Consider the following 23,439-nt stretch of genomic DNA (forward strand, 5'->3'; position numbering starts at 1 on the left):
GAATCACCGGTATCCGGCGAAGAATTCGGCGATCTCGGTCGCCATCAGCTCCGGCGCGGCGTGGTGCAGATAGTGGGTGAACACGTCGTGGGTCTTCCACTCGACGATATTCGCGTGATCGCGCTCGGCGAAGCGCCGGATGCCGTGGAAGTCGCCGTTCGATCCGACCAGGGACAGCGGAACCGTCGTCGGTTCGGTCGGCCGTGCGGCGGCGGCCTTCTCGAAGTAGTGCCGGATCGCCGAGCCCGCGCTGCCGGAGAACCAGTGCAGGGCGATATTGGTCAGCACGAACTCGTCGTCCAGATCGGGGCCGAGCAGCTGCGCGTTCCAGCCGACCAGGCCCGCCGGGGAGTCCATGAGCGCGTGCGCGAGCGTCTGCGGCTGCTGGGACTGCAGGATGTTGAAACCCATCTTGTTCTTCACGAACCAGTCCAGCGTCGCCAGCGACCGCCGCTCGTCCTCGGTCAGGTCGGTCAGTTCGGCCGGATCGCCCGAGGGGAACGAGTACACCTGCGAAACCTGCACCGCCACAACGTGTTCCGGGGCGACCCGGCCGAGTTCGGGGGAGATCTGCGCGCCGCCGTCGTTGCCGACCGCGCCGTAGCGCTCGTACCCGAGCCGCGCCATGAGCTCGGCCCAGGCCCCCGCGATGCGCTGGTCGTTCCAGCCCGCCTCCCGGGTCGGCCCGGAGAACGCGTAGCCGGGCACCGACGGGATCACCAGGTGGTATCCGGCCCGGGTCAGCGGTTCGATCACGCCGAGGAACTCCACGAACGTGCCCGGCCAGCCGTGGGTCAGCACGAGCGGGAAGGCGTCCTCCCGCGGCGAGCGCACATGCAGGAAGTGGATGTCCTGCCCGTCGATCTCGGTGACGAACTGCGGGTAGGCGTTCAGCCGCGCCTCCACGGCCCGCCAGTCGAATCCGTCGCGCCACAGGTCGACCAGATGCCGGACCCGATCGACGCCGACGCCGTAGGTGTCTCCCGAGCCGGGGATCTGGTCGGCCCAGCGGGTGCGGTCCAGGCGGTCGCGGAGGTCGTCCAGATCGGCCTGGGGGATCTCGATGCGGAAGGGGCGGATGGCGGTCATATCGATCTCCTTGAAACGGAATGCTTCGTTCTGTTCAGACTCTAACAGAACAGATCATTCCGTTTCAATAGCCGAGTTCGGCCTTCACGTCGCGCAGGTCAGCTCCCCGAACGCGGGATCGAGCGCGTGCTTCACCAGCCGGATGACCGTGGGCGATCGGGGCAGCGAGCCGTGTCCGGAGGTATCCGCCGGGCAGAACGACTGCACCCACAGGTTCTCCACCCGCGACGCCGGACCGGGCCGCAGGAACGCCGACTCCGGCGGCGTGGTGACCTGGTCCACGCGGGTCGCGATGACGGTGTAGCGGATCCCGGCCTCGGTGTCGCCGCCCGCGTTGAGCCGCTTCAGGAATTCGCTGCCGACAACCTGTTGCGCCGCGGCCGTGCCGAGCACCGCGCCCACCATGCGGTCCGCGGGCCCGTCGGAACTGCCCAGATGCACGAGCCGGCCCATGTCCAGCGCGGTGGTGCCGTGATTGGTCGCGGCGATCATCACCACGTCCCCGACCTTGTTGCGGGACGGATCGGCCGGATCCGCACCGCCCTCGAAGCGCAGATACTGCCGCGTGACCACACCGCCCTGCGAATGCGCCACGATATCGACCCGGGCCGAATTCGTCGCCGCCCGAACCCTTTCCACGAACGCGGCGAGTTCCCGGGCCGACGCGCGCATATCGCCCGTGCCGTACACGCCGGGCCGCACACCCCAGACGCTGGAGGTGTCGCGGCCGTAGTTCAGCGAGTAGACGCAGTACCCGGCCGCGCGCAGGTCCGGCGCGAGCACATCCCAGGCGTTCTGGTTGTCCCAGGTGCCGTGCACCAGGACGACCGGATCCGGATGCGCGGCCGCGGGTACGCATTGCCAGTCGTTAGCCCCCGGCGGCGAGGAACTTCCGTCGGCCGGATGTTCCATCGCCTCGACCGGATCGGCCGCCGCCGCTCCGATCCCGAACACCGTGCAACAACAGAGGGAGACAAGGTAAACCGCCAGCGCCCGCATCGACTGTCCCTTCCCTACCGAAGAGAAGTAACGCTTCGTTAGCCGATGCTAGGCCCGACCCCTCCCGAAACCGCGCAGGCAGCGCCCGGGAACGTCGTGGAATCTAGTCCGCGGATTCCGCTCGACGCCGCACGCGCCGGGCCGCCGCGACCATGTTCCGCAGCGACGGTTCCAGCTGCCAGTAGTGCCGGGTCTTCAGACCGCCGTCCGGATTGGCCCACAACCGTTCCGGCGTGACGGCCGCCGCCGCTGCCGTGAGGGCCGCGTCGAGTTCGTCGATGTCGGGGATGCGCGCCGACCGGCTCTCGTAGACGCCCGGGCCGACGCCGTGGGACAGGCCGTGGCCCTCCTCGGCGTCCTCGGCGAGCGCCTTGAGCACCCATTCGATCGAGCGGCTCGCGACGATCGCGGTCACGTCGGCGTCGAGTTCCTCGATGGCACGGACGATTTCGGCGCGGCTGGAGTAGGCGATGTGGGTGTGGATCTGGGTCTCCGGCCGCACGCCCGAGGTGGCCAACCGGAATGCGTTGACCGCCCAGCGCAGGTACTCCGGCCGTCCGGTGGGCCGCAACGGCAGCAGTTCGCGCACGGCGGGCTCGTCGACCTGGATGATGGCGACGCCGGCCTTCTCCAGATCGGCCAGCTCGTCGCGGATGGCCAGCGCCACCTGATCGGCCGTCTCGTACAGCGGCTGGTCCTGCCGCACGAACGAGCGCGCGACCATCGTGACCGGCCCGGTGACAATGCCTTTCACCGGTTTGTCGGTCAGCGACTGGGCGTAGGTGATCCAGTCGACGGTCATCGGTTCGCGCCGCGCGACGTCGCCGTAGAGGATCGGCGGGCGCACGCAGCGCGAGCCGTACACCTGCACCCAGCCGAAGTGGGTGGTGGCGAAGCCGTCGAGGAGTTCGGCGAAGTACTGCACCATGTCGTTGCGCTCGTGCTCGCCGTGCACCAGCACGTCCAGGCCGATGTCCTCCTGCAGGCGGATGGTCGCCTCGATCTCGGCCTCGATGCGCTTGCGGTAGTCGTCGAAGGACAGCCGGCCCTCGCCCAGGTCGTAGCGCGCCTGCCGGGCGCCCGCGGTCTGCGGGAAGGAGCCGAGGGTGGTCGCGGGCACCACGGGCAGATTCAGCTTCTGCCGCTGGGCCTCTCGGCGCACCTCGTACGGTTCGCGCTCGCGCATCTCCGGCGTGATCGCGTAAACCCGTTGGCGCACCGCGTGTTTCTGCTTGAAGTGCACCTCGCTGGGCCGCTTGCGCCAGTTCTCCGACGGGCCCTCGGTGAGCGCCTTGGCCAGCGAGACCACCTCGAGCACCTTCTGTTTGGCGAAGGCGAGGCGGTCGGCGACCGGACCCTCGAGGTCGTATTCGACGAGCAGGTCGTAGGGCACGTGCAGCAGCGTGGTGCCGGTGGACACGATCAGGTCGGGGCAGACCTTCGCCAGCTCGTTGAGGTAGGTCAGCGTGACGTAGCGGTCCGCGCGCCACACATTGGTTCCGCTGATGACGCCCGCGTACAGGCGCTTGCGCCGGATGCCGGGGATCTCGGCCAGTTCCTCGGGATGCATGCGATAGCTGGACAGGTCCAGTCCGATCGCCTCCACCGCGGTCTGCGCCAGAATGCGCACGGCCTCACCGAAATCGCCGTACTGCCCCGTGACGAGGATGCGCGGGCGCAGCGGCGCGGTCGAAAGTCGTTGGTACGCAAGCTCGAACGCGGCCAGCTCCGCGGGCGTGCGCTCACTGGTGAAGCAGGGTTCGTCGAGTTGCACACAGGTGGATCCGCGCTTGGCCAGGATCTCGAACAACTGCTCGTAGACCGGAAGCAGCTTGTCCAGCAACGACAATCGATCGAATTCGTCCTCGCCGGGCACCTGCCCCGCCTTGGACAGCAGCAGCAGCGACAGCGGCCCGAGCACCACCGGGCGCAGTTCGATGCCGCGCTCCTTGGCGCGATCGAATTCCTCCAGCAGCGCCTCGGGATGCAGCGAGAACTCGGTGTCGGCGTCCAGCTCCGGCTGCCGGTAGTGATAGTTCGTGCCGAACAGCCGCACCAGCTCGAGCGGCGGCAGATCCGGGCGGCCGCGGGCCATGAGGAAGTAGAAGTCCAAGGGGTGCAAGCCTTCTCGATACGGCTCGAACCGCTTGGGGACCGCGCCGAACAGCAGCGCGTTGTCGAGGATGTGATCGTAGAAGGAGAAGGTGTTCCCCGGCACCTGCGTCAGCCCCGCCGCGTGCAGCTCGGCGAACTGACTGTCCTGGATCTCCCGCCCGACCCGCAGCAGCTCCTCCCGGGACACGCTCCCGTGCCAGTACCCGTCCAGCGCGCGCTTGAGTTCCCGGTGCGGGCCGATCCGCGGATACCCGAGGATGCTCGATCCGAAGCCGTCGGTGACATTGACCATGAGCGGAACTCCTTCCGAGCCGCCGGTTCGGCCCGATCCCTCGCAGCCTATGCCCGGCCCATCATTTCTTTCCCGTTCCCGCGGTTGCGGCCCCCAGGCCGCGACCGCGGGACGACGTCACTTCCCGTACTGGTAGAACCCGGCCCCGGTCTTCTTCCCCAGCAGCCCGGCCTCGACCATGCGCATGAGCAGCGGCGGCGCGGAGTACAAGGGCTCCTTGAACTCCGCGTACATGGAGTCGGCGATGGACTTGACCGTGTCGAGGCCGACCAGATCGGTGAGCGCCAGCGGGCCCATGGGGTGGGCGCAGCCGAGCACCATGGCCTTGTCCACGTCCTCCTTGGTGGCGAAGCCGGATTCGACCATGCGGATGGCCGACAGCAGATACGGCACCAGCAGCGCGTTCACGACGAAGCCGGAGCGGTCGGCCGACCGCACGACCTGCTTGCCCAGCACGTCGGAGGCGAACGCCTCGGCGCGCTTGGAGACGGCCTCGCTGGTCTTGAGCGTGGTCACGAGCTCGACCAGCGGCAGCACCGGAACCGGATTGAAGAAGTGCATGCCCACGACCCGCTCGGGCTGGGTGGTGGAGACGGCGACCTTCATGATCGGGATGGAGGAGGTGTTGGAGGCCAGCACGGCGTCGGGATCGGTGACGACCTTGTCGAGCTCGGCGAAGATCGAGGTCTTGACCTCCTCGTTCTCCACGACCGCCTCGACCACCAGCTGGCGGTCGGCGAAGTCGCCGAGATCGGAGGTGAAGCGCAGCCGCCAGGCGGCCTGTTCGCGCTCCCGCTCGGTGATCTTGCCCGAGGACACGCCGCGATCCAGCGACCGCAGGATGCGGGCGCGACCGGCGGCGGCCAGTTCCCGCGTCTGCTCGAACACGAGCACGTCGACGTGCGCCCGCGCGCACACCTCCGCGATTCCGGCACCCATCTGTCCGGCGCCGATGACACCGACGCGTTGAATCTTCTCGCTGCTCACGTCCCGCTCCTGTGGTCTGCTGTCGGTGATTGTCGGTAGGGACGGTATCGGCTCTCGTAGAACCTCGCGCCCTCGACGGGAAACGTTATAGGGATGCCCTTCCCGCCGGGGCTGTTCAGCGGGAAGGGCCGATGTGCGCCCTATGTGGACGGCTGTTGGCTTGTGTCCGAGGCGTTTTCACGCCCCGGGAAGGCCGGAGCCCGGGTGATGCGGACCGGGCTCCGGCTCATGCGCCACCTCGGTGGAACTGGTCCACTTCGGTGGAACTCTCACGCCACCTCAGTGGAACTCGTCCGCTTCGGTGGAACTCATGCGCCACCTCAGTGGAACTGGCCCTCTTCGGTGGAACCCTTCAGCGCGGCGGTCGAGGTGTTCGGGTCGACCGTGGTCGCGATGGTGTCGAAGTAGCCGGCACCCACCTCGCGCTGGTGCTTGGTGGCGGTGTAGCCGCGCTCCTCGGCCGCGAACTCGCGCTCCTGCAGGTCGACGTAGGCGGTCATACCCTCGCGGGCGTAGCCGTAGGCCAGGTCGAACATCGAGTAGTTGAGCGCGTGGAAGCCCGCCAGGGTGATGAACTGGAACTTGAAGCCCATCGCGCCGAGCTCCTTCTGGAACTTCGCGATGGTCGCGTCGTCCAGGTGCTTCTTCCAGTTGAAGGACGGCGAGCAGTTGTAGGCCAGCAGCTGGTCGGGGAACTCGCTCTTGACCGACTCGGCGAACTTGCGGGCCAGCTCGAGGTCCGGGGTGCCGGTCTCCATCCAGATCAGGTCGGCGAAGGGCGCGTACGCCTTGGCCCGCGCGATGCAGGGCTCGATGCCGTTCTTGACGTGGTAGAAGCCCTCGGCGGTCCGCTCACCGGTGATGAACGGCTGGTCGCGCTCGTCCACATCGGAGGTGATCAGGGTGGCGGCCTCGGCGTCGGTGCGCGCGATGACCACGGTCGGGGTGTCGGCCACGTCGGCGGCCAGACGCGCGGAGTTCAGGGTGCGGATGTGCTGCGAGGTCGGGATCAGGACCTTGCCGCCCAGGTGGCCACACTTCTTCTCCGAGGCCAGCTGGTCCTCCCAGTGGGTGCCCGCGGCGCCGGCGGCGATCATGGCCTTCTGGAGCTCGTAGACGTTCAGCGCGCCACCGAAACCGGCCTCGCCGTCGGCGACGATCGGCACCAGCCAGTTGTCGACGGAGTTGTCGCCCTCGACCTTGGCGATCTCGTCGGCGCGCAGCAGCGCGTTGTTGATCCGGCGGACCACGGCCGGAACCGAGTTGGCCGGGTACAGCGACTGGTCGGGGTAGGTGTGGCCGGAGAGGTTCGCGTCACCGGCGACCTGCCAACCGGACAGGTAGATGGCCTTCAGGCCGGCGCGCACCTGCTGCACGGCCATATTGCCCGTGAGGGCGCCGAGGGCGTTGATGTAGGGCTCGTTGTTGACCTGCTCCCACAGGATCTCCGCGCCACGGCGGGCGAGGGTCTGCTCCTCGACCACGGTGCCCTGCAGCTTGGCGACCTGCTCGGCGGTGTAGTTCCGGGAGACGCCCTTCCAGCGAGGGTTGGTGTCCCAGTCCTTCTGGATTTCAGCAGCGGTCCTCGGGGTGCCGGTCTTCGACATCTCTGACTCCACTTCTCAGTTCGTCTGGTGCCCCATCTGCTGGAGCGGCAATTTGCAGGCTTGCTAGGCCCATCGGGTGTACTTTCACACGATGGCACAACCAAAAAGTGCCGTCTACCTGTTGCTAATGCGAATCTCCGCTAGCTTTGTCCGGTTCTCTGCTAATCCTGCAAAATTTGCGAGTTAATAGCACGGACGAAATCTACTCACGCGTAGGGCTGACCTGCGGTTTAGCGTAACGCTCGTACTGTTTGAGTGACGACTACCACTCGCGCCCCCGGACCACACGCCACGCCGCGTGTGACGACTTTCACAGCACGGGTGCGCCGCGGCGCTGTGTGCCACACCACTCCAACGGCTCCTGACAGACTGTCCGGTACCCGGGGGACCCAGCCGGAAAGGAAGACCATGCGAAGTGTGTGGATCGCCGTCGCGCTGACGCTCGCCGCCGCGGCGAGCCTGTTCGACGTCTCGCCCGCCCGGGCCGAACCCCCTCTCGGGGCGGTACAACGGACCGAACCGCTCGCGCCCGCGGCGACCCTCCCGGGTTCCGTGGACGCCGAACGCATCCTGTACTCGACCACCACGGTCGGCGACCGGCCGACGGTCGCCAGCGCCGCGGTCTACTTCCCACCCGGCGAACCGCCCGCGGGCGGCTGGCCGATCGTCGCGTGGGCGCACGGCACCGTCGGCCTGAGCGCCGACTGCGCCTACAGCGTGGCCGGACCCGCCGAGGTGAACCGCGACTGGAACTACCTCGGCACCTGGCTGCGGCAGGGCTACGCCATCGTGGCCGCCGACTACGCCGGACTCGGCACACCGGGCGAGCATCCATATCTGAACGGCACGGTCGAGGCGCACAACATCGTGGACGCGGTGCGCGCCGCGAAGGACCACTACCCGACGCTGTCGAACAAGTGGGTGGTCATCGGCCAGTCCCAGGGCGGCGGCGCGGCCGTCGCCACCGCGCGCCGCGCCACCGAATTCGGCGGCCCGGAGCTGGACTACCGCGGCGCGGTGGCCACCGGCACCCCCGCCTACATCGAGGACGTGCTCGTGGCCCTGGGCCCGGGCGTTCCGCCGGTTCGCCTGTCCCCCAACCTCAGCGCCTACACGGTGTACTTCCTCAACGGCCTGGCCGCGACCTACCCCGAACTGGACGTCGACTCGTTCCTGACCGACGCGGGCCGCTACTGGGTGGAGCGGGCCCGGCACGAGTGCGTGGAACCGCTGGGCGCGGAGATGGTCGCGAACAATGTCGTGCTCGGCACGCTGATGGCCCGCCCGCTGACCGAGGTCCCCGACATGCACGGGCTGCTGTACCGCTACCTGGGCCTCCCCGAAACGGGCTACGACCGGCCGCTGTTCCTGGGCCAGGGCCTGTTCGACACCGATACGGTCACCCCGGAGACGCTGCGGTTCGCGGCCACCCTCCAGGCCAACCGCGAACCGGTCACCGTCCGCACCTATCCGACGGACCACAACGGCGCGGTGAACGGCTCGCTGGCCGATTCGGTGCCGTTCGTGCGCGCGCTGTTCGCCTGACGCAACAGTGCCCAGAGGCGGTCGGCCGTGAGCGGTAACGCGTACGGCCGCACGCCGACGGCGTCGCGCACGGCGTTGGCCAGGGCGGGGGCGACCGGATTGTAGGGCGATTCGCTCATCGACTTGGCGCCCAGCGGCCCGAACGCGTCGGCGGTGTCGGCGAAGTACACCTCCGTGCGCGGCACATCGGAGTAGCGCGGAATGTGGTAGTGCCGCAACGTTTTCGTGACCACGACGCCGTTCTCCACGCGCATGTCCTCGTACAGCGCGCCGCCGAGGGCCTGCGCCACCCCACCCTCCACCTGCCCGCGGCACTGCCGTTCGTCGAGGACGGTTCCCGCGTCGGCGGCGTGCACCGAGCGCAGCACCCGCACCCGCCCGGTCTCGGGATGCACCGCGACCCGGAACGCCTGCACATCGAAGGCGACCGACCGCTGCCCGCCGTCGTAGTCGGCGCTCGCGCGTAACGGCCCGGCGGACAACAACTTTCGCGCGTCGGCGGTGCCCAGCGCCCCGGCGCGGCCGTCGATCAGCTCCCGCAACCGGACGCAGGCCGCGTACACGACCCGGCCCGCCACCACGATCCCGGTCGAACCGAACGCACCGGTGTCGTGCCGGACGAGATCGGTATCGGCGTGCCGGACGCGGATCCGGGTCGGCTCCACCCCCAGCGCGGCCGCCGCGAGCCGGGCATGGACGGTGGTGGTCCCATTCCCGAATTCGGCTGTGCCCACCCGGATTTCGAACGACCCGTCGGCCAGCAGCTCCGCCTCGGCCGTGGCGTGATGTCCGCGCGGCGGAACGGTGGCGATCATGGCCGCGGCCATCCCCTCCCCGACCCGCCAGCCCGCCTCCGGACGGTCGCGGCCGCGGTCGCGGGCCAGCGCCCGCTCGGCGAGATCCAGGCACTGGTCCAGGCCGTAGCTGCCGATCTCCAGATCGTCGTCCTCGGCGCAGGGCCCGCCGATCAGCGCGTCCCCGGGAACGATCACATTGCGGCGTCGAAATTCGAAGGGACTCAACCCGATTCGCCGCGCCAGCTCATCGAGCGCCGATTCGATGCCGAAGCCGACCTGCCCGAGGCCGTAGCCGCGGAACGCCCCCGAGGGCACATTGTTGGTGTACACCGCCCGCCCGTCGACCCGCTTGTTCGGGCAGCGGTACAGCGCCACCGACTCGTTCACCCCGTGGAACAGGACACCGCCGCTGTGGTTTCCGTACGCGCCCGCGTCGGCGAGCACGTCGACCGCCAGGGCCGTGAGCCGACCCGACGCGTCCGCCGCGGCGGTCACCTCGATCCGCATGGGATGCCGGCAGGTCGCGGAGGTGAACTCGTCGGCGCGGGTGAACTCGTAGGCCACCGGCCGACCGGTCCGCAGGACCGCCAGGGCCACAAGGTCTTCCGAGAGCATCTCCTGTTTCGCCCCGAACCCGCCGCCCGCCCGCGCGGCGAGAACACGGACCCGTTCGCGCGGCAGCCCGAAGAGATGACACAGTTCGTCCCGAACCAGGAACGGCACCTGCGTGCTGGTGCGGATCACCAGCCGACCGCTCGCGTCGAGCCACCCCACGCTGCCGTGTGTCTCCAGATGTACGTGCTGCGCCCGCGGCGTGTGCCACACCCCGCGCACCACCGCTGCGGCGGCCGCGATCCCGGCCTCCACATCGCCGAACCGCCCGTGCACCTCCGCCACCACATTGCGCTCCCGATCCGCGATGCGCGCCGAATCCGGTTTGTCCCCATGCAGTTTCGGCGCGTCCGGCGCGAGCGCGGCGGCCGGTTCGAAGACCGCGGGCAGCGGCCGGTACTCCACCCGCAGCGCCCGGCATCCCGCCCGCGCGATCTCGAGCGAATCGGCGACCACGGCCGCCACCCGTTGTCCGGCGAACCGCACGACGCGATCGAGCACCACGGTGTCGTCGGGATCGTCCGTGCGCTGCTCGTGCCGGGCGGTGGAGTAGGCCACGCCGGGGCTGTCGGCGTGGGTCAGCACCGCCCGCACCCCCGGAATCGCCTCGGCCGCGGCGGTATCGATCGAGACGATCCGGGCGTGCGGATGCGGACTGGTCAGCACCGCGAGATGCAGCGGCGCCGACGGCGGTGCCGCGTCACCCTCGGACGGCGCGAAATCCATGGTGAACGGCTCGGTCCCGGTGACCACCCGCACCCCGACCGGGGTGACGGTCGCCGACTCCGACGCGCTGTCGGTGAGCGCCTCCCCGATCGCGCGATATCCGGTGCAGCGGCACAGATTTCCCTTCAACAGTTCCGGCAGCTCCTCGGGTTTCGCGCCGCGATCGCACGCCGTGACCACCATTCCGGCCGTACAGAACCCGCACTGGAACCCGCCCGCGGTGACGAACCGCCGCTGCACCGGATGCGGATCGTCGACCGTGCCGAGCCCCGCGGCCGTAGTGACCGAACGGCCCGAAACCCGGTGTGCGGGAAAGACACACGAGTGCACGGCCTGCCCGTCCACGAGCACCGTGCAGGCGCCGCAGTCCCCCGCATCGCAGCCCTTCTTGACCGCGAACCGCCCGTGCTCGCGCAGCAGCGTCCGCAGGCACTGACCGGGCCGGGGCCGGATCTCGATCGCGACGCCGTCCACCTCGAACTTCACCGGCCCACCTCCCGCAGTTCCGCCAGCACCTCGCGCCCCAGCACCGCCGAGACATGCCGCCGCCAGGCCGGGCTGCCGTGCGGATCGTCGAACCACACCTCCGCGTCGAGACCCGCGACGGCCGTGGTGAATTCGTCCGCCCCGGGCAGCGCCGCGAATTCGAGCACCACCGGTCGTACCGTCGCCGCGCTGACCGTCACCGCGCACCGCCCGTCGCCGTCGAGCCGACCGATGACCACCGATCCGGAGCGCCCCAGCGGCGCCCGGGCGATCTTGCGAAATGCCGTGCGCGAGGTCAATTTCGAAACATCGATGTGAAAGGAACGCACGACCTCTCCGGAACGCAGCACGGTTTTCCCGGGACCGAGCACGAATTCGCGCACCGGCATTTCCCGTTCCGCCGCGCCCCAGATCAATATCGTGGCGTCCATCGCGACGAGCGCCGCGAGCACCGCTCCGGCGGGCAATGCGAGACAGACATTTCCGCCGACCGTCGCCGTCCGCCGAATCTTGTGCGAGGCCAGCAGTGCCCGGCACGCCCACGGGAACACCGCGGTCGCGGGCCACTCCGCCCGCACCGCCGCCTCGAATTCGGCCAGCGTGCAGGTCGCCGCGATCTCCAGCCCCGCGTCGCCCGGGACCAGCGCGGGCCAGCCCAACGCGGTGATGTCGACGAGCCGCTCGAGCCCCTCCTGCGGTTCCGAGAACAGCCACGTCCCGCCCGCGAGCACCGCGCTGCGCTCGGTCAGCCCCCGCAGATCATTGCGATCCCGGGCCACCACCAATTCCCGAATCGTATCCAGATCCACGCCACACCTGCTTTCACCCGGAGCCGTTTCCAGGCTAGGAGTTCGGGATTGCGCGCGGATGTCGACGCTATTTCAGCTGCCGCGATAGGTCGAGTACGCGAACGGCGACAACAGCAGCGGAACGTGATAATGCCCGCTCGCGCCGACGCCGAACGCGATGGTCACCTCGGGATAGAACGTCTCCTGCCCGCGCGCCGCGAAATAGGCCGCGGTATCGAAGCGCAGCCGATACGTGCCCGCGGTCAGGGTCGCGCCCAGATCCGCGACGCGGCCGTCGGCGTCGGTGGTCGCCGCGCCCAGCGCCGTCCCGTCCGCGGCGAACAGCGTGACCGCGATCCCCGCCGCGGGCGCCCCGCGCACCGCGTCCAGAACATGCGTGCTCAGCGTGGTCATCGGGCCTCCTCCGCGGGATCGCGCAGCAACCGCCGCAACCGGATTCGATTGATCTCGGCCAGTTCGCGTCGCACCACCGCGCGTTCGGTGCGCGGATCGTTGTGCAGGCGTTTCATGAGGATATCGAGCAGTTCCCCGGCCGAACGGCCCGCCGCGCGCACGAGATAGACGTGCCCGAAGCGGGCCTCGTACTCCCGATTCCACGCGGCCAGCGCCGCGCGCACCTCGTCGCCCGCGCTCGCGACGGCGGCCTGCTCGCGCGCCGAGGACGGATGCGAGGTGGTCGCGCCGATGCGCGGATGCCCGCCCAGCGCCCGATCCAGTTCCTCCTCCGAGACGCCCGCGAGCGCCCGGTCCGCCGCCGCGAGCACCTCCTCGATCGTGGTGTACGGCCGACCCGCCGCCACCTCCCGCGCCCAGGCCGGTGACGTGCAGCAACTCAGCAGCAGCGCGACGGCCTCGGAGTCGGGCAGCGCGTCGAACGCGCTCAGATCGATCGGATCGGTGGTCACCGTCCCCAGCATCGACGACCCGCTGCCCGGATGCCAGTCGGACGGCGAAGATCACCACCGCGGGCTACCCTCGCGGCCATGGACGACGGACGCTGCGCGGGCCTGCTGCTCGCCGCGGGCGCCGGTACCCGCTACGGCCGCCCGAAGGTGCTGGCCGAGAACGGGGCCTGGTTGCGCGGGGCGGTCGCGGCGTTGCGCGGCGGCGGCTGCGATCCGGTGCTGGTGGTGCTCGGCGCGACCGGCCCCGCACGGCCCGCCGACTCCGGCGAGCTGCTGGTCTGCGCCGCGCCCCGGATCGCGATTCCGGCGGGCGCGCAAGCGGTCTGGGCCGCCGACTGGGCGGTCGGCGTCGGCGCCTCGCTGCGCACCGGTCTGCGGGCCCTCGCGGGCGCGCCGGTGGACCGCGTCGCCGTGCTCCCGATCGATACCCCGGACGTGGGCGCCGACGTCGTCGCGCGGGTGCTCGCGGCGGCCCGCGACGCGCCAACGGGCTTGGCGCGCGCGATATTTCACAACCAACCCGGCCATCCGGTTGTGCTATCTCATGAACATTGGGCAGCGGTCGTGGAAACTGCGCAAGGAAATTCGGGCGCTCGCTCCTTTCTGTCCGAAAGAGGCGATATCGTGGCCGTCACGTGCGACGATTTGGCGACGGGTCGAGACCACGACTACCCGCCCACCCCCGCACGCTGAGCCGGGAGCAGTGTGATGCGCGACATCGTCGATGACCTCTTGCGGGTGTGGAACAGTGGCCGGACGGGGGGCCTGGCGACCTTGGTGCGCACCTTCGGACCCTCGCCGCTGCCGGTGGGTTCGACGATGCTGGTGGACCCCGACGGCGGGGTGCACGGTTCGGTGTCCGACGGCTGCTACGAGAAGGCCGTCTACGAGGCCGCGCTCGACGCCGCCCGCACCGGCCGCCGCGAACTGCGCCGCTTCGACGCGCAGACCGGACTCGAGGTGAGCGCCGACTGCGGCACCATGGACGTGTTCGTGGAACCGTTCTCGCGCGGCCACTTTCCCGAATTCGCCTCCGTCGCAGCCGATATCGCCGCCTACAAACCGGTCACGGTGTTCACCGTGGTGTGGCACGCGGACCCGGAGGTGATCGGCCAGCATCTGGTCACCGACCGCCGGCACAACACCGAGATGGTGTCGCTGCCGGAGTCGGACATCTTCGTGTCCTCCTACACCGCGCCGCCGCGGCTGATCATCTTCGGCGCCAACCCCTTCGGGGCCGCCCTCGCCGTGCAGGGCCGGTTGCTCGGTTACCGCGTCACCGTCTGCGACGCCCGCGAGACCTTCGCCGCCACCGCGACCTTCCCCGGCGCGGAGGTGGTGGTGGACTGGCCGCACCGCTACCTCAACGCCCAGGCCGCCGCGGGCGAGATCACCGCGGATACGGCCCTGGTCGTGGTGTCGCAGGATCCGAAGTTCGAGATCCCGCTGCTGACGGTCGCGTTGCGACTACCGGAGTTCGGCTACCTCGGCGCGCTGGGCTCGCGCGGCGCGCACGCCAACCGGGTGGAGGCGTTGCAGGCGGGCGGTTTCGACGAGGCCACCCTGGCCCGCCTGCACGCCCCCGCCGGACTCGACATCGGGGCGCGCACGCCGATGGAGACCGCCATCGCCGTCGCCGCCGAACTCGTCGCGGCGCGGGCCCGGGCGCGGGCGGCCGTACCCGTCTCGTAAACCGTTGCGGCGGAGCCTATTTCAGCTCCGGCTGCGCGGCGAACAGTTCCTTGAGCACCGACATGTCGAACAGTTGCTCGGCCTTGATGGCGATCTTGGCCTTGCCGAGCGCCTCGATGTTCTGGGCGATGAGCTTGTCGCTCATCAGGAACAGCCCATTGGCCTTGGTGTCGTCGGAGACCACCAGATCGTTCTGCGCCTTCGCCTCCTGGGTCTGCTCGGCCAGATCCAGACGCTGGTCCTTGCCGTAGACCTCGACCGCGAGCCGCGCGCCCTCGGCCGGATTCGCGACCGCGTCCTTCCAGCCCTTGATCTCCGCGGCCAGGAACGCCTTCAGCTTGTCGCGCTCGGAGTCGATGGTCTGCTGCCGCACGGTCAGCGTCTCGGCGGTCAGCGGCAGGCCGTAGTCGGCGAACAGGAAGTGCGCGGTCTGAAAACCCTTGGCCGCCAGCGTGATCGGCTCGTTGGTCACATAGCTGACCCAGCCGTCGACCTCGCCGTTGGCCAGCGGGGTGGGATCGAACTGCGCGGGCACGATCTGAACGTCCTTGGGCGTCATATTGTTCGCCGTGAGCAGCGCCTCGAAGATGAGCTGATTGGTGTCCTGCACGCCGATCTTGCGGCCGCGCATCTCGATCGGGGAGGTGATCGGTTTGGCGGCGGAGCTGACGATGCAGAACGGGTTCTTCTGATAGGTGGTGCCGATGATCTTCGCGGGCAGGCCGCCCAGCACCGCGGGCGCGGTGGTCTGCGGCGCGGACATGCCCAGCCAGATCTTGCCGGTGTCGAGCCCGGCCTCCACCGAGGTGCTGGCCGCGCCGCCCGCCACGAGGTTCACGTGCCCGAACCCGGCGTCGCGGAAGTAGCCCTTGCTGTCGGCGAAGTACTCGCCCGCGAATTCGATGTTCTTCAGCCAGGACAGTTGCACGGCGACCGTGCCGTATTTGGAGCCGTCGGGCGTGGAGCCGTTGGCGTTCCCCGAGGACGAGTCCTTGCCGCAGGCCGCGAGCACGCCCGCCCCGCCGAGCACGAGCCCCGACAACGCCGAGTAACGAAGGAAGGACCGTCGGTCCAGGGAAGGCTTCCGGGCCGACGAGGGGCCTGTCACGCGAGTCATGTCGGAAATCTAGGGCGTCTCGATTGCGTTTTCTTTGCTTTCGCCGGATCGAATGTGTGCGACAGGTTAACTTCGCCGCTCAGCCGCGCCCGGCGTCGGGTCCGAACCGGGCCAGCACCACGTTCTCGACCACGCCCACGATCGCGTACAGCAGCACCGACACCACCGTGACCACGGCGATCGAGGCCCACAGCTTGTTGTACTGGAAGGTGGGGATCGCGCGGATCAGGCTGGCGCCCAAGCCCGCTCCGCTGCCCAGCCACTCGCCCAGCAGCGCCCCGATGAGCGCGCCCGGCACCGAGATCCGGGCGGCGGCGAACACCGACGGCAGCGCCGCCGGAACCGCCACCAGGCGCAGCCGCGTCCATCGCGAACCGCCGTAGGCCGCAACGAGTTCCATCGCCTGCGCCGACGCCGACCGCAGCCCGGTCGAGATCATCACCAGCGCCGGGAAGAACACCACGATCGCGGCCAGCACCGTCACCCCGACCAGCCCGCGCCCGAACACCAGCACGATGATCGGCGTCAACGCCACCAGCGGCACCGACCGCAGCAGCATCGCCACCGGCAGGAACGACTGCTCGACCGCGGGCAGCGTCACGAACAGCGCCGCCATGACCAGCGCGGCCAGCATCCCCACCCCGAACCCGATCGCCGCGTCGCGCAGGGTGAGCTGGAGATCGGACACGATCGCGGTCCGCGCGCTGTCGCTGCCGGACAGATAGGTCCACACATCGGTGGGCGTCTTCCCGACCCGCGGACCCACCTGCGGGAAGGCCGCGAGGAACGCGTACCAGATGACGACCATGAGGATCATCGAAATGGCAAGGGGGAAAAGGAATTTCCCGATCCGCCGCAGCGCGTTCACGAGCGCGCCCCCTGCCCCGTCCACGGCGCCACCAACCGCGCCACCAGCGCCACGACGGCGTAGCCGAGCCCCGCCAGCGCCGCCGCCGCCAACGCCATCCCCCAGGTGCGCGGCACGTTGTAGGAGGTCTGCGCCGCCGTCAGCGCCACCCCGATACCGCTGTCCACCCCGCCGAGATACTCCCCGATGATCGCCCCGAGCACCGCCGACGGCGCCGCGATCTTCAACGCCGCCAACGTATTCGGCACCGCGGCCACCACCTGCACCCGCCACAACCGCTGCCACCGCCCACCCCCGTAGGCTCGCACCAGATCCAGACTCGTCCGATCCGCCGACCGCAACCCCGCGACCGTCCCCACCATCGTGGTGAAGAAGCAGTACATCGCCGCGAGAAACACCGTGGGCGTGCGCCCCCCGAACACCACCAGGATGATCGGCCCCAACGCGAGCAACGGCGTGCAATAACTCAGAATCGCCAACTGCGTCGCCAGCGATTCGATCGGCGGCACCAACATCACCAACAGGGCCAACGCGATAGCCAGCCCGTTACCCCAGACGAATCCCTTGAGCGCCCCCCACGCGGTGATCCGGAAATTCGGCCCGTACAGCGCCCAGCCGTCGGTGTACATCGTGTGCACCACCGTCCACGGCCCCGGGACGGTCCCACCCGCGACTCTCAATTCCGCCAGCGCCCACCACAACACGATCAGCGCCAGAATCCCCAACGCTCCGACCAACCGTTTCACCGCTCCACCCCCGCTTCGCCGCTCCGCCCCGCCAGCTCGCCGTCGCCGCGACCCCGCGACTCCGCCTCCCCCTCATCGCCGCCGTTACCGCTGTCTCCCAACGATCCCGCCTCCCCCGCACTGCCGCGTCCGGTCGGCTCCGCGACCCTCTCGTTGCTGCCGCCGCCGTGCTCCAGCAGCTCGGCCTCTCCCTCGATGCCGCCGCTTCCGCCGCGGCCGAACAGGAGTTCCGAGAGGTAGTCGTGCAGCCGGTGGAACTCCGGGGAGCGCATCATCTCCGGGGTGCGGGGGCGGGGGAGGTCGATCTTCACCATCTCGACCACCCGGCCGGGGCGCGGGCTCATCACGGCCACGATATCGGAGAGGAAGACCGCCTCGGCGATGCCGTGGGTGACCATGAGCGTGGTGGCGGGCTTCTCGGTCCAGATGCGCAGCAACTCCAGATTGAGGCGCTGCCGGGTCATGTCGTCGAGGGCGCCGAACGGTTCGTCCAGCAGCAGCACGGTCGGCTTGACCACCAGCGCGCGGGCGATCGAAACCCGTTGTCGCATACCGCCGCTCAGCTGAGCGGGTTTGGCCTTCTCGAAACCCTCGAGCCCGACGAGGGAGATCAGGTCCGCGATCAGCCCGGGCTCGGCCTTCAGCCCCGCGACCTGCAAGGGCAACCGGATATTGGATTCCACACTCCGCCACGGCAACAGCGCCGAATCCTGGAAGGCGATGCCGAACGCGTGCCGCCGCCGCAGCTCCGCCGGGGTCGCCCCATCGATGCGCGCGGTCCCCGCCGTCGGCGTCTCGAGCCCGGCCAGAATGCGCAACACCGTCGACTTCCCGCACCCCGACGGCCCCAACAGCGACAGGAACTCCCCCTGCTCGGTGTGCAGATCCACCGAGTCCAGCGCCCGCACGGTCCGCCGCCCGACCCGGAACGACTTGGCGAGCCCGCTGATGTGGATCCCGGTCGCCGCGGCCTCAGTACTGCTCATATCGGTCACCCTAGGAGCAGCCGGTTGCACGGGTATTGCGAATCGGCCCACCATATTTCGGCCGCGTTACCACCCCGGTTCGAACCACCGCCGACTCGACCGCCGAAACAGCAGCACGATCATCACCAACGAGGCCGCGGGCCCCAGCCACCCCGGCGGATGACCTGCGGTGATCGACGGAATCGTCCACAACATGTTCAGCCCCGACAGCAGAATCGCCGCCACCCGAATGCTGTCCCCCTCCGCCCCGAACGCCAACGCCAGCCCACCCAGCAACCACGCGGGCACGAACGCGAGCCCCGTCACGAACGCCAGCCTCCCCCCGAGCAACCACCCCGCCGAGGCCGTACACACGATCCCCATCCCAGCCATCCCCAAAGCCACCAGCTGCGCCACGCGCACCGGCCCCGGCATCCGCTGAGCCCCGACCTCACCTTCGGACATCACCCCGAACTGTACCGCCCGGTCGGATAACAACCCCGCCACCACGCCGTCACAGTTCCCCACCGACCCCCGCCCACCCCCTCGAAAACCACCCCTGACATGGGATAATCCATCCCGAAGGGAGCAAGAATGGCACGAGGCACGTTCACCTACATCGACACCGAAGGCACCCCCCAAACCCTCACCAACCCAGTCGACACCATCGCCTACAACGTGCAACTCTGGCCCAACACCCCCCTCACCAACAACACCGACACCACAGCCTGGCTACACCCGGAGGAAGACGGCGAAGGCCCCGCCCATCCCCTCCCCCCAGGCCACCAATCCCATCCCACCCACGTCGCCAGCATCATCTTCACCTAACCCCAGGTACACGAACCCAGCCGCACCCTTTATTCGGATCCGCACCCCTTATAGACCCCCGAAACGGGTGCGGATCCGAACAAGGGGTGCGGCTGGGTTCGTGGTCGTGGGGTGAACCTCGTCAGGCCCGGATGGAACCAGTGAGCCTTCAGAGGCGTCAAAGCCACTGTAGGTAGCAGTACGGGGGGATCCGTTGCAGTCGAACAGCTTCCCCTGTCGAACGACAGGAATGGCAATGAAAGCATTGGTAATGGCGGCGATCAGACCAGCTTCCGCTTTGATCGCCGGTCTCGCCTTCGCGGGACTCGTCGCCGGTCCAGCCCAGGCTGACTATCCCAAGAGCCCCGACCAGGCGAGGACCTGGGGTGCCTGCCCGGCAGTTGCCGCCGACAGCCATTCCGACAAGGTCGTACGGGATTACAACGAGACCGCCAACCACGCGGTTCTCAAGTGCGGCAATGAAAGATGGGGATACTGGCACATCTATAAGCGCCACGTTTACGACAATCCGGAGTGGTCGAATCTTGCCGACATCGAGGGTGTGAACTGGCGTCAGGTGGTCGATATGGCCATCGCGAAGTCGTTGGATCAACCCGAGGTCAGCGGTCAGGGCCCCAACGGAACCTGGTGCTACTCGGGTCAGATATACCTGGTCAACAAAGCTACCGGTCAGATCGCGAAGACCGTGGAGCCGACGGTGATCGTGGCCCCCGATGGTCGCGTCGTCACCGCGTTTCCGGGTGGACGCTGCCAGCACATCAACCCCGACGACTAGGATCTGGTGACCCGCAATCAGAGAGGGCCGGTTATGGTCGAACCGACGGTGTCCGAGCTGATCGAATCGGTGATCGAGGCCGGGCGGGCGATGGGGCTGCAAATCACTTCCGTCGAAGGCGTTTTGACTCTTGTCGCGCGGCGGGGCAGGGTGCTGGACCCGCCCGTGGCGTTCATGATCACCGACGAAGCGTTGCGCGAATACTTCCGAGGTGTCGCCGCCGACGCGGGCGAGGCGAATGCGTGGGAGGAGTGGCGGATGCTGATGTCCACCCACCTGGCCGAGTCGCTGTACGAACTCGACACAATCGGTGGTCAGGCCGCTATCGTGATCGACGCGAGCGGGTTTCGGGCCGTGTCGACTACAGACCCACGGGCGAATGCGGGCCACTGATCCCGGCCTGCCTCCGCCCCGGAGCTACACGAGCAGTCGGAGCAGTCGTTCGACCTCGGCCCGGACAGCGGATCGTCCGGGCCCCAAGTACTTTCGCGGATCGGACAACCCATCGACGGAGCCGAGCGTCCCTCGAACCGATTCCGCCAGAACGATATTCAACCGAGTCGCGATATTGATCTTGGTCATGCCGTGCACGACCGCCGAGCGCAGGCCCTCGTCGGGAACACCCGACGAGCCGTGCAGGACCAACGGAACCGGAACCTTCGCGGCCAGCCGCGCAATCAACTCGTCGTCGAGGCGGGCATCTCGGGTGGACATGGCATGGGAGGAGCCGACGGCCACGGCCAAGGCGTCGACCCCCGTCGCGGCGACGAATGCGACCGCTTCGTCCGGGTCGGTACGGACCCAGGGGGCGTGGGCGCCGTCCTTCCCCCCGATCTCACCGAGTTCAGCCTCGACGAAGACGTCGCGCTCATGGCACCAGCGGACGATTTCGGCTGTGCTGGAGACGTTTTCGGCGTAGTCGAGCGCGGAACCGTCGTACATGACCGAGGTGATCCCCAATTCCACGGCCGCCTCAATCAACTCGCGCTCAGTGGCGTGATCCAAATGCACCGCCAACGGCGCCGAACTATCCTCCGCAATCGCGAGGCACGCCCGCACCAAAGGCTTCACCGAACCGTGGTACCGCACCGTATTCTGCGAAATCTGAAGCACCGCAGGCCTTCTCACCGACTCAGCCGCCGCCGCAATCGCCTCCGCATGCTCGAGTGCGATCACATTGAACGCCCCCAAACCACCGGGCCGAGCGGCGGCGATCAGGTCGGGGACAGGCAGCAGGGTCATGCGAGTTCTCCTAGGTAATGCTCAATTCGGTGATCACGACAGTGGGAGTCAGGCGGGTCCGTACCGTGCGGTCGATCTCGCCGGCGACGGGGATGACCACGGCCGCGGCGGAGGTGGCTACGGCGTCGATCAGTAACCGCGGCCAGTCGGGTTTGTCGTCGGCGGCCAGGGCGCCGATGACGGCGGCGGCCGCGGCGTCGCCCGCGCCCGTGGGGTTTCCGGCCATGGGTTCGGGGATCGAGGCCGACCAGGCGCGGTCGGCCGTGACCGCGACCATGCCCGCGCCGCCGCGGGTCGCGACCACCGCGCGCACTCCGCGCTCGAGCAGCGGCCGTACCGCGGCGACCACCTGTTCGGGCGTGTCGGCCGCGACGCCGGTGAGTTGGTGCAGCTCATCGCGATTGGGCATCAGCACCACCCCGGGCACCTCCGACGCCAGCTCCAGCGCCCGGCCGTCGACGTCGCAGATGGTCGGCACCCCGGCGGCCAGCGCGGCGCGCGCCAGCTTGGCGGGCACCTGCGGACCGACCCCGCCGGGCAGCGAGCCCGACACCACCATGCCGTTCGTGTCGGGCAGCAGCCCGTTGACCCGGACCATGAGTTGATCCACCGCGTACGGATCGCTCACCCGCGCACCGGGTTCCCACAGCGAGGTCGCCGTGCCGTCGTCGGATTCGCTGATCACGAGCGTGCGGCGCACCCAGGGCAGCGCGTGCACGAAGTCGACGGGCAGTTCCAGCTCGGCGGCCGCGGCGAAGGTGAAATCGGCGAAACCCGTTGCGCGCGCGTACCTTCCGAGCTGATTGAGCACCCGGGCGACATTGATGCCCTTGCCCCCGATACGTTGTTCGACCGAGAGCACCCGGTGAACCTTTCCGCGTTCGAACTGTTCCACGCGGTAGGTCATGTCGTAGGCCGGGTTCATGGTGACGGTGAGGATCACGTCAACCACTGTCCCTGACGTAGCACACGACGCAACCCCAGTTGGTCGTCCACCACTACCGCATCGGCGAACATGCCGGGCCGCAAATCGCCCACATCGGTCAGACCGAGTGCCGCGGCGGGCGTCGCCGTCGCCGCGCGCACCGCGTCCACGAGCGGCACACCGCATTCCCGCACGGCCCAGCGCAGGCAGCGCAGCAGCGTCGAGGTGCCGCCCGCGATCGAGCCGTTGGCGATGCGGGCGGTCCCGTTCTCGACCCGTACTTGTTGCGTACCCAATCGGTAGTCGCCGTCGGGGAGGCCCGCGGCCTGCATGGCGTCGGTAATGAGCGCGACGCGTCCGCGCGCGGTGGCGAAGGCCAGGGCGCCGAAGCCCGCATCGACGTGGACACCGTCGCCGATCAGTTCGACATACACGTCCGAGTCGGCGGCGGCGACCAGCCCAGCGGCCGCCGGTCCCGGAGCGCGATGATGCATCGGTGGCATGCCATTGGCCAGATGGGTGACGACGGCGCCCGGTCCGTCCGGCCGCAACGCCGCACGAAACTCGGCGTAGGACGCGTCGCTGTGTCCCAACGCGACGACCACACCATTCCCGGACAACACCCGTACCGCCTCGCCGAACCCCGCGCGCTCCGGCGCCAATGTCATCATCCGCACCGCGCCGTCCCCCGCGGCCAACAACCGTTCGATCAACCCGATGTCGGGATCGATCAGAAACCGCGGATCCTGCGCCCCGCACCGCGCCACCGAGAGAAACGGCCCTTCGGCATGAATTGCCGAAACATCCCCGCTCGCAACGACTTCCGCCAGCACCCGAACCTGAGCCACCATCTCGTCCCCCGGCCCGGTCACCACGCTCGCCACCACGCTGGTGGTCCCCTCCCGATGGTGAAATCGCGCCGCCGCCCGCGCCTCCTCCGGATCCCGGGTATCGAATCGAGAACCGAAACCACCGTGGTTGTGAATATCGACCAGACCCGGCAGGACGGTCCCGAGAAACGGTGGAATCTCCGAGCCCGCCCGCCCCGCGGCCCACTCCGCCAGCGCCTGCACGGCGACAACCCGCTGCCCACGAACTGTCACCACACCGTCATCGACGACCCTGCCCCCGGTGACGATCCGCCCTCGAAGCACCAGCTCGTTCACACCCACCCACCTTCCGCTCTTCCCGATCTCCGGCCGCAAGCTTGCCCGACCGACCACGGAACGCATGACCCGAGAGCGTCCCGACGCGAGCAAGGCCGTAAACCCCGGGCCGGAAATTCCTCCGGGCACAAGCGCGACCTCCAGGT

22 protein-coding genes and 1 pseudogene are annotated in these 23,439 nt (G+C 68.9%); 6 read left to right on the forward strand and 17 right to left on the reverse strand.

Annotation, left to right across the window (positions count from 1 at the left end):
- Positions 1-3: 3 nt before the first annotated feature.
- The 5 genes from ACWDSJ_RS30260 to aceA all read right to left on the reverse strand — a co-directional run bounded on the left by ACWDSJ_RS30260 (position 4) and on the right by aceA (position 7,089).
- Complete coding sequence (locus ACWDSJ_RS30260) at positions 4-1,089, reverse strand: epoxide hydrolase family protein (protein ID WP_450035925.1); 1,086 nt, start codon at positions 1,087-1,089, stop codon at positions 4-6.
- An 84-nt stretch (positions 1,090-1,173) separates the two neighbouring features.
- Positions 1,174-2,043: an esterase/lipase family protein gene (locus tag ACWDSJ_RS30265; RefSeq protein ID WP_450035927.1), complete on the reverse strand. Its 870-nt coding sequence runs from the start codon at positions 2,041-2,043 to the stop codon at positions 1,174-1,176.
- A gap of 148 nt (positions 2,044-2,191) precedes the next feature.
- Positions 2,192-4,495 (reverse strand): 5-methyltetrahydropteroyltriglutamate--homocysteine S-methyltransferase, encoded by a 2,304-nt coding sequence (metE, locus tag ACWDSJ_RS30270; RefSeq protein ID WP_387359348.1) that lies wholly within the window; start codon positions 4,493-4,495, stop codon positions 2,192-2,194.
- Between the two features lie 117 nt (positions 4,496-4,612).
- Positions 4,613-5,482, reverse strand: a complete 870-nt coding sequence (locus tag ACWDSJ_RS30275) for a 3-hydroxybutyryl-CoA dehydrogenase (RefSeq protein ID WP_387359346.1) — start codon at positions 5,480-5,482, stop codon at positions 4,613-4,615.
- 320 nt (positions 5,483-5,802) lie between these two features.
- Positions 5,803-7,089, reverse strand: a complete 1,287-nt coding sequence (aceA, locus tag ACWDSJ_RS30280; RefSeq protein WP_387359344.1) for an isocitrate lyase — start codon at positions 7,087-7,089, stop codon at positions 5,803-5,805.
- 408 nt (positions 7,090-7,497) lie between these two features.
- Between aceA and ACWDSJ_RS30285 the strand changes: the two genes are divergently transcribed.
- Positions 7,498-8,634: a lipase family protein gene (locus tag ACWDSJ_RS30285; protein WP_450035930.1), complete on the forward strand. Its 1,137-nt coding sequence runs from the start codon at positions 7,498-7,500 to the stop codon at positions 8,632-8,634.
- On the opposite strand, the gene ACWDSJ_RS30290 is transcribed toward ACWDSJ_RS30285, so the two are convergent.
- The 4 genes from ACWDSJ_RS30290 to uraD all read right to left on the reverse strand — a co-directional run bounded on the left by ACWDSJ_RS30290 (position 8,556) and on the right by uraD (position 12,969).
- Positions 8,556-11,255: a molybdopterin-dependent oxidoreductase gene (locus ACWDSJ_RS30290; RefSeq protein WP_450035931.1), complete on the reverse strand. Its 2,700-nt coding sequence runs from the start codon at positions 11,253-11,255 to the stop codon at positions 8,556-8,558. The genes ACWDSJ_RS30285 and ACWDSJ_RS30290 overlap by 79 nt on opposite strands.
- Entirely contained in the window at positions 11,252-12,064 is an 813-nt protein-coding gene (locus ACWDSJ_RS30295) for an FAD binding domain-containing protein (protein WP_450035932.1), read from the reverse strand. Before ACWDSJ_RS30295 ends, ACWDSJ_RS30290 begins: the two co-directional genes overlap by 4 nt.
- A gap of 72 nt (positions 12,065-12,136) precedes the next feature.
- Positions 12,137-12,457: a hydroxyisourate hydrolase gene (gene uraH / locus ACWDSJ_RS30300; RefSeq protein ID WP_450035934.1), complete on the reverse strand. Its 321-nt coding sequence runs from the start codon at positions 12,455-12,457 to the stop codon at positions 12,137-12,139.
- On the reverse strand, positions 12,454-12,969 hold the full coding sequence (gene uraD, locus ACWDSJ_RS30305) for a 2-oxo-4-hydroxy-4-carboxy-5-ureidoimidazoline decarboxylase (protein WP_450035935.1): 516 nt from the start codon (positions 12,967-12,969) through the stop codon (positions 12,454-12,456). The genes uraH and uraD overlap by 4 nt, the downstream gene beginning before the upstream one ends.
- 78 nt (positions 12,970-13,047) lie before the next feature.
- On the opposite strand from uraD, the gene ACWDSJ_RS30310 reads away from it, so the two are divergent.
- Both ACWDSJ_RS30310 and ACWDSJ_RS30315 read left to right on the forward strand, forming a co-directional pair.
- Entirely contained in the window at positions 13,048-13,662 is a 615-nt protein-coding gene (locus ACWDSJ_RS30310) for a nucleotidyltransferase family protein (protein ID WP_450035937.1), read from the forward strand.
- 15 nt (positions 13,663-13,677) lie between these two features.
- The gene (locus ACWDSJ_RS30315) at positions 13,678-14,661 is read left to right on the forward strand and encodes an XdhC family protein (RefSeq protein WP_450035939.1); all 984 of its coding nucleotides are present in this window, start codon (positions 13,678-13,680) and stop codon (positions 14,659-14,661) included.
- Between the two features lie 16 nt (positions 14,662-14,677).
- On the opposite strand, the gene ACWDSJ_RS30320 is transcribed toward ACWDSJ_RS30315, so the two are convergent.
- The 5 genes and pseudogenes from ACWDSJ_RS30320 to ACWDSJ_RS30340 form a co-directional block, all read right to left on the reverse strand.
- The gene (locus ACWDSJ_RS30320) at positions 14,678-15,778 is read right to left on the reverse strand and encodes an ABC transporter substrate-binding protein (RefSeq protein WP_387359328.1); all 1,101 of its coding nucleotides are present in this window, start codon (positions 15,776-15,778) and stop codon (positions 14,678-14,680) included.
- A 79-nt stretch (positions 15,779-15,857) separates the two neighbouring features.
- Complete coding sequence (locus ACWDSJ_RS30325; protein ID WP_450036000.1) at positions 15,858-16,595, reverse strand: ABC transporter permease; 738 nt, start codon at positions 16,593-16,595, stop codon at positions 15,858-15,860.
- A 47-nt stretch (positions 16,596-16,642) separates the two neighbouring features.
- Positions 16,643-17,392, reverse strand: coding sequence for an ABC transporter permease (locus tag ACWDSJ_RS30330; RefSeq protein ID WP_450035941.1), 750 nt, complete (start codon positions 17,390-17,392; stop codon positions 16,643-16,645).
- Positions 17,393-17,598: 206 nt separating this feature from the next.
- A pseudogene (locus tag ACWDSJ_RS30335) lies at positions 17,599-18,378 on the reverse strand (ABC transporter ATP-binding protein); the annotation flags it as partial.
- Positions 18,379-18,444: 66 nt separating this feature from the next.
- Entirely contained in the window at positions 18,445-18,822 is a 378-nt protein-coding gene (locus ACWDSJ_RS30340) for a hypothetical protein (protein ID WP_450035943.1), read from the reverse strand.
- 129 nt (positions 18,823-18,951) lie between these two features.
- On the opposite strand from ACWDSJ_RS30340, the gene ACWDSJ_RS30345 reads away from it, so the two are divergent.
- The 3 genes from ACWDSJ_RS30345 (at position 18,952) to ACWDSJ_RS30355 (ending at position 20,353) form a co-directional block, all read left to right on the forward strand.
- Complete coding sequence (locus ACWDSJ_RS30345; protein ID WP_450035944.1) at positions 18,952-19,185, forward strand: hypothetical protein; 234 nt, start codon at positions 18,952-18,954, stop codon at positions 19,183-19,185.
- 235 nt (positions 19,186-19,420) lie between these two features.
- On the forward strand, positions 19,421-19,960 hold the full coding sequence (locus ACWDSJ_RS30350; RefSeq protein ID WP_450035946.1) for a hypothetical protein: 540 nt from the start codon (positions 19,421-19,423) through the stop codon (positions 19,958-19,960).
- Between the two features lie 48 nt (positions 19,961-20,008).
- The gene (locus ACWDSJ_RS30355; RefSeq protein WP_387359319.1) at positions 20,009-20,353 is read left to right on the forward strand and encodes a hypothetical protein; all 345 of its coding nucleotides are present in this window, start codon (positions 20,009-20,011) and stop codon (positions 20,351-20,353) included.
- Between the two features lie 24 nt (positions 20,354-20,377).
- Here the strand turns inward: ACWDSJ_RS30355 and ACWDSJ_RS30360 are convergent, their stop codons facing one another.
- The 3 genes from ACWDSJ_RS30360 to ACWDSJ_RS30370 are packed head-to-tail and all read right to left on the reverse strand — an operon-like array spanning position 20,378 to position 23,293.
- A complete protein-coding gene (locus ACWDSJ_RS30360) occupies positions 20,378-21,202 on the reverse strand; it encodes a class II fructose-bisphosphate aldolase (protein ID WP_450035948.1) in 825 nt (274 codons plus the stop codon).
- 10 nt (positions 21,203-21,212) lie between these two features.
- Complete coding sequence (locus tag ACWDSJ_RS30365; protein ID WP_450035949.1) at positions 21,213-22,154, reverse strand: hexose kinase; 942 nt, start codon at positions 22,152-22,154, stop codon at positions 21,213-21,215.
- Positions 22,142-23,293: an N-acetylglucosamine-6-phosphate deacetylase gene (locus ACWDSJ_RS30370; protein WP_450035950.1), complete on the reverse strand. Its 1,152-nt coding sequence runs from the start codon at positions 23,291-23,293 to the stop codon at positions 22,142-22,144. The genes ACWDSJ_RS30365 and ACWDSJ_RS30370 overlap by 13 nt, the downstream gene beginning before the upstream one ends.
- Positions 23,294-23,439 lie beyond the last annotated feature (146 nt).

The sequence above is a fragment of the Nocardia sp. NPDC003482 genome (genome assembly GCF_053588115.1).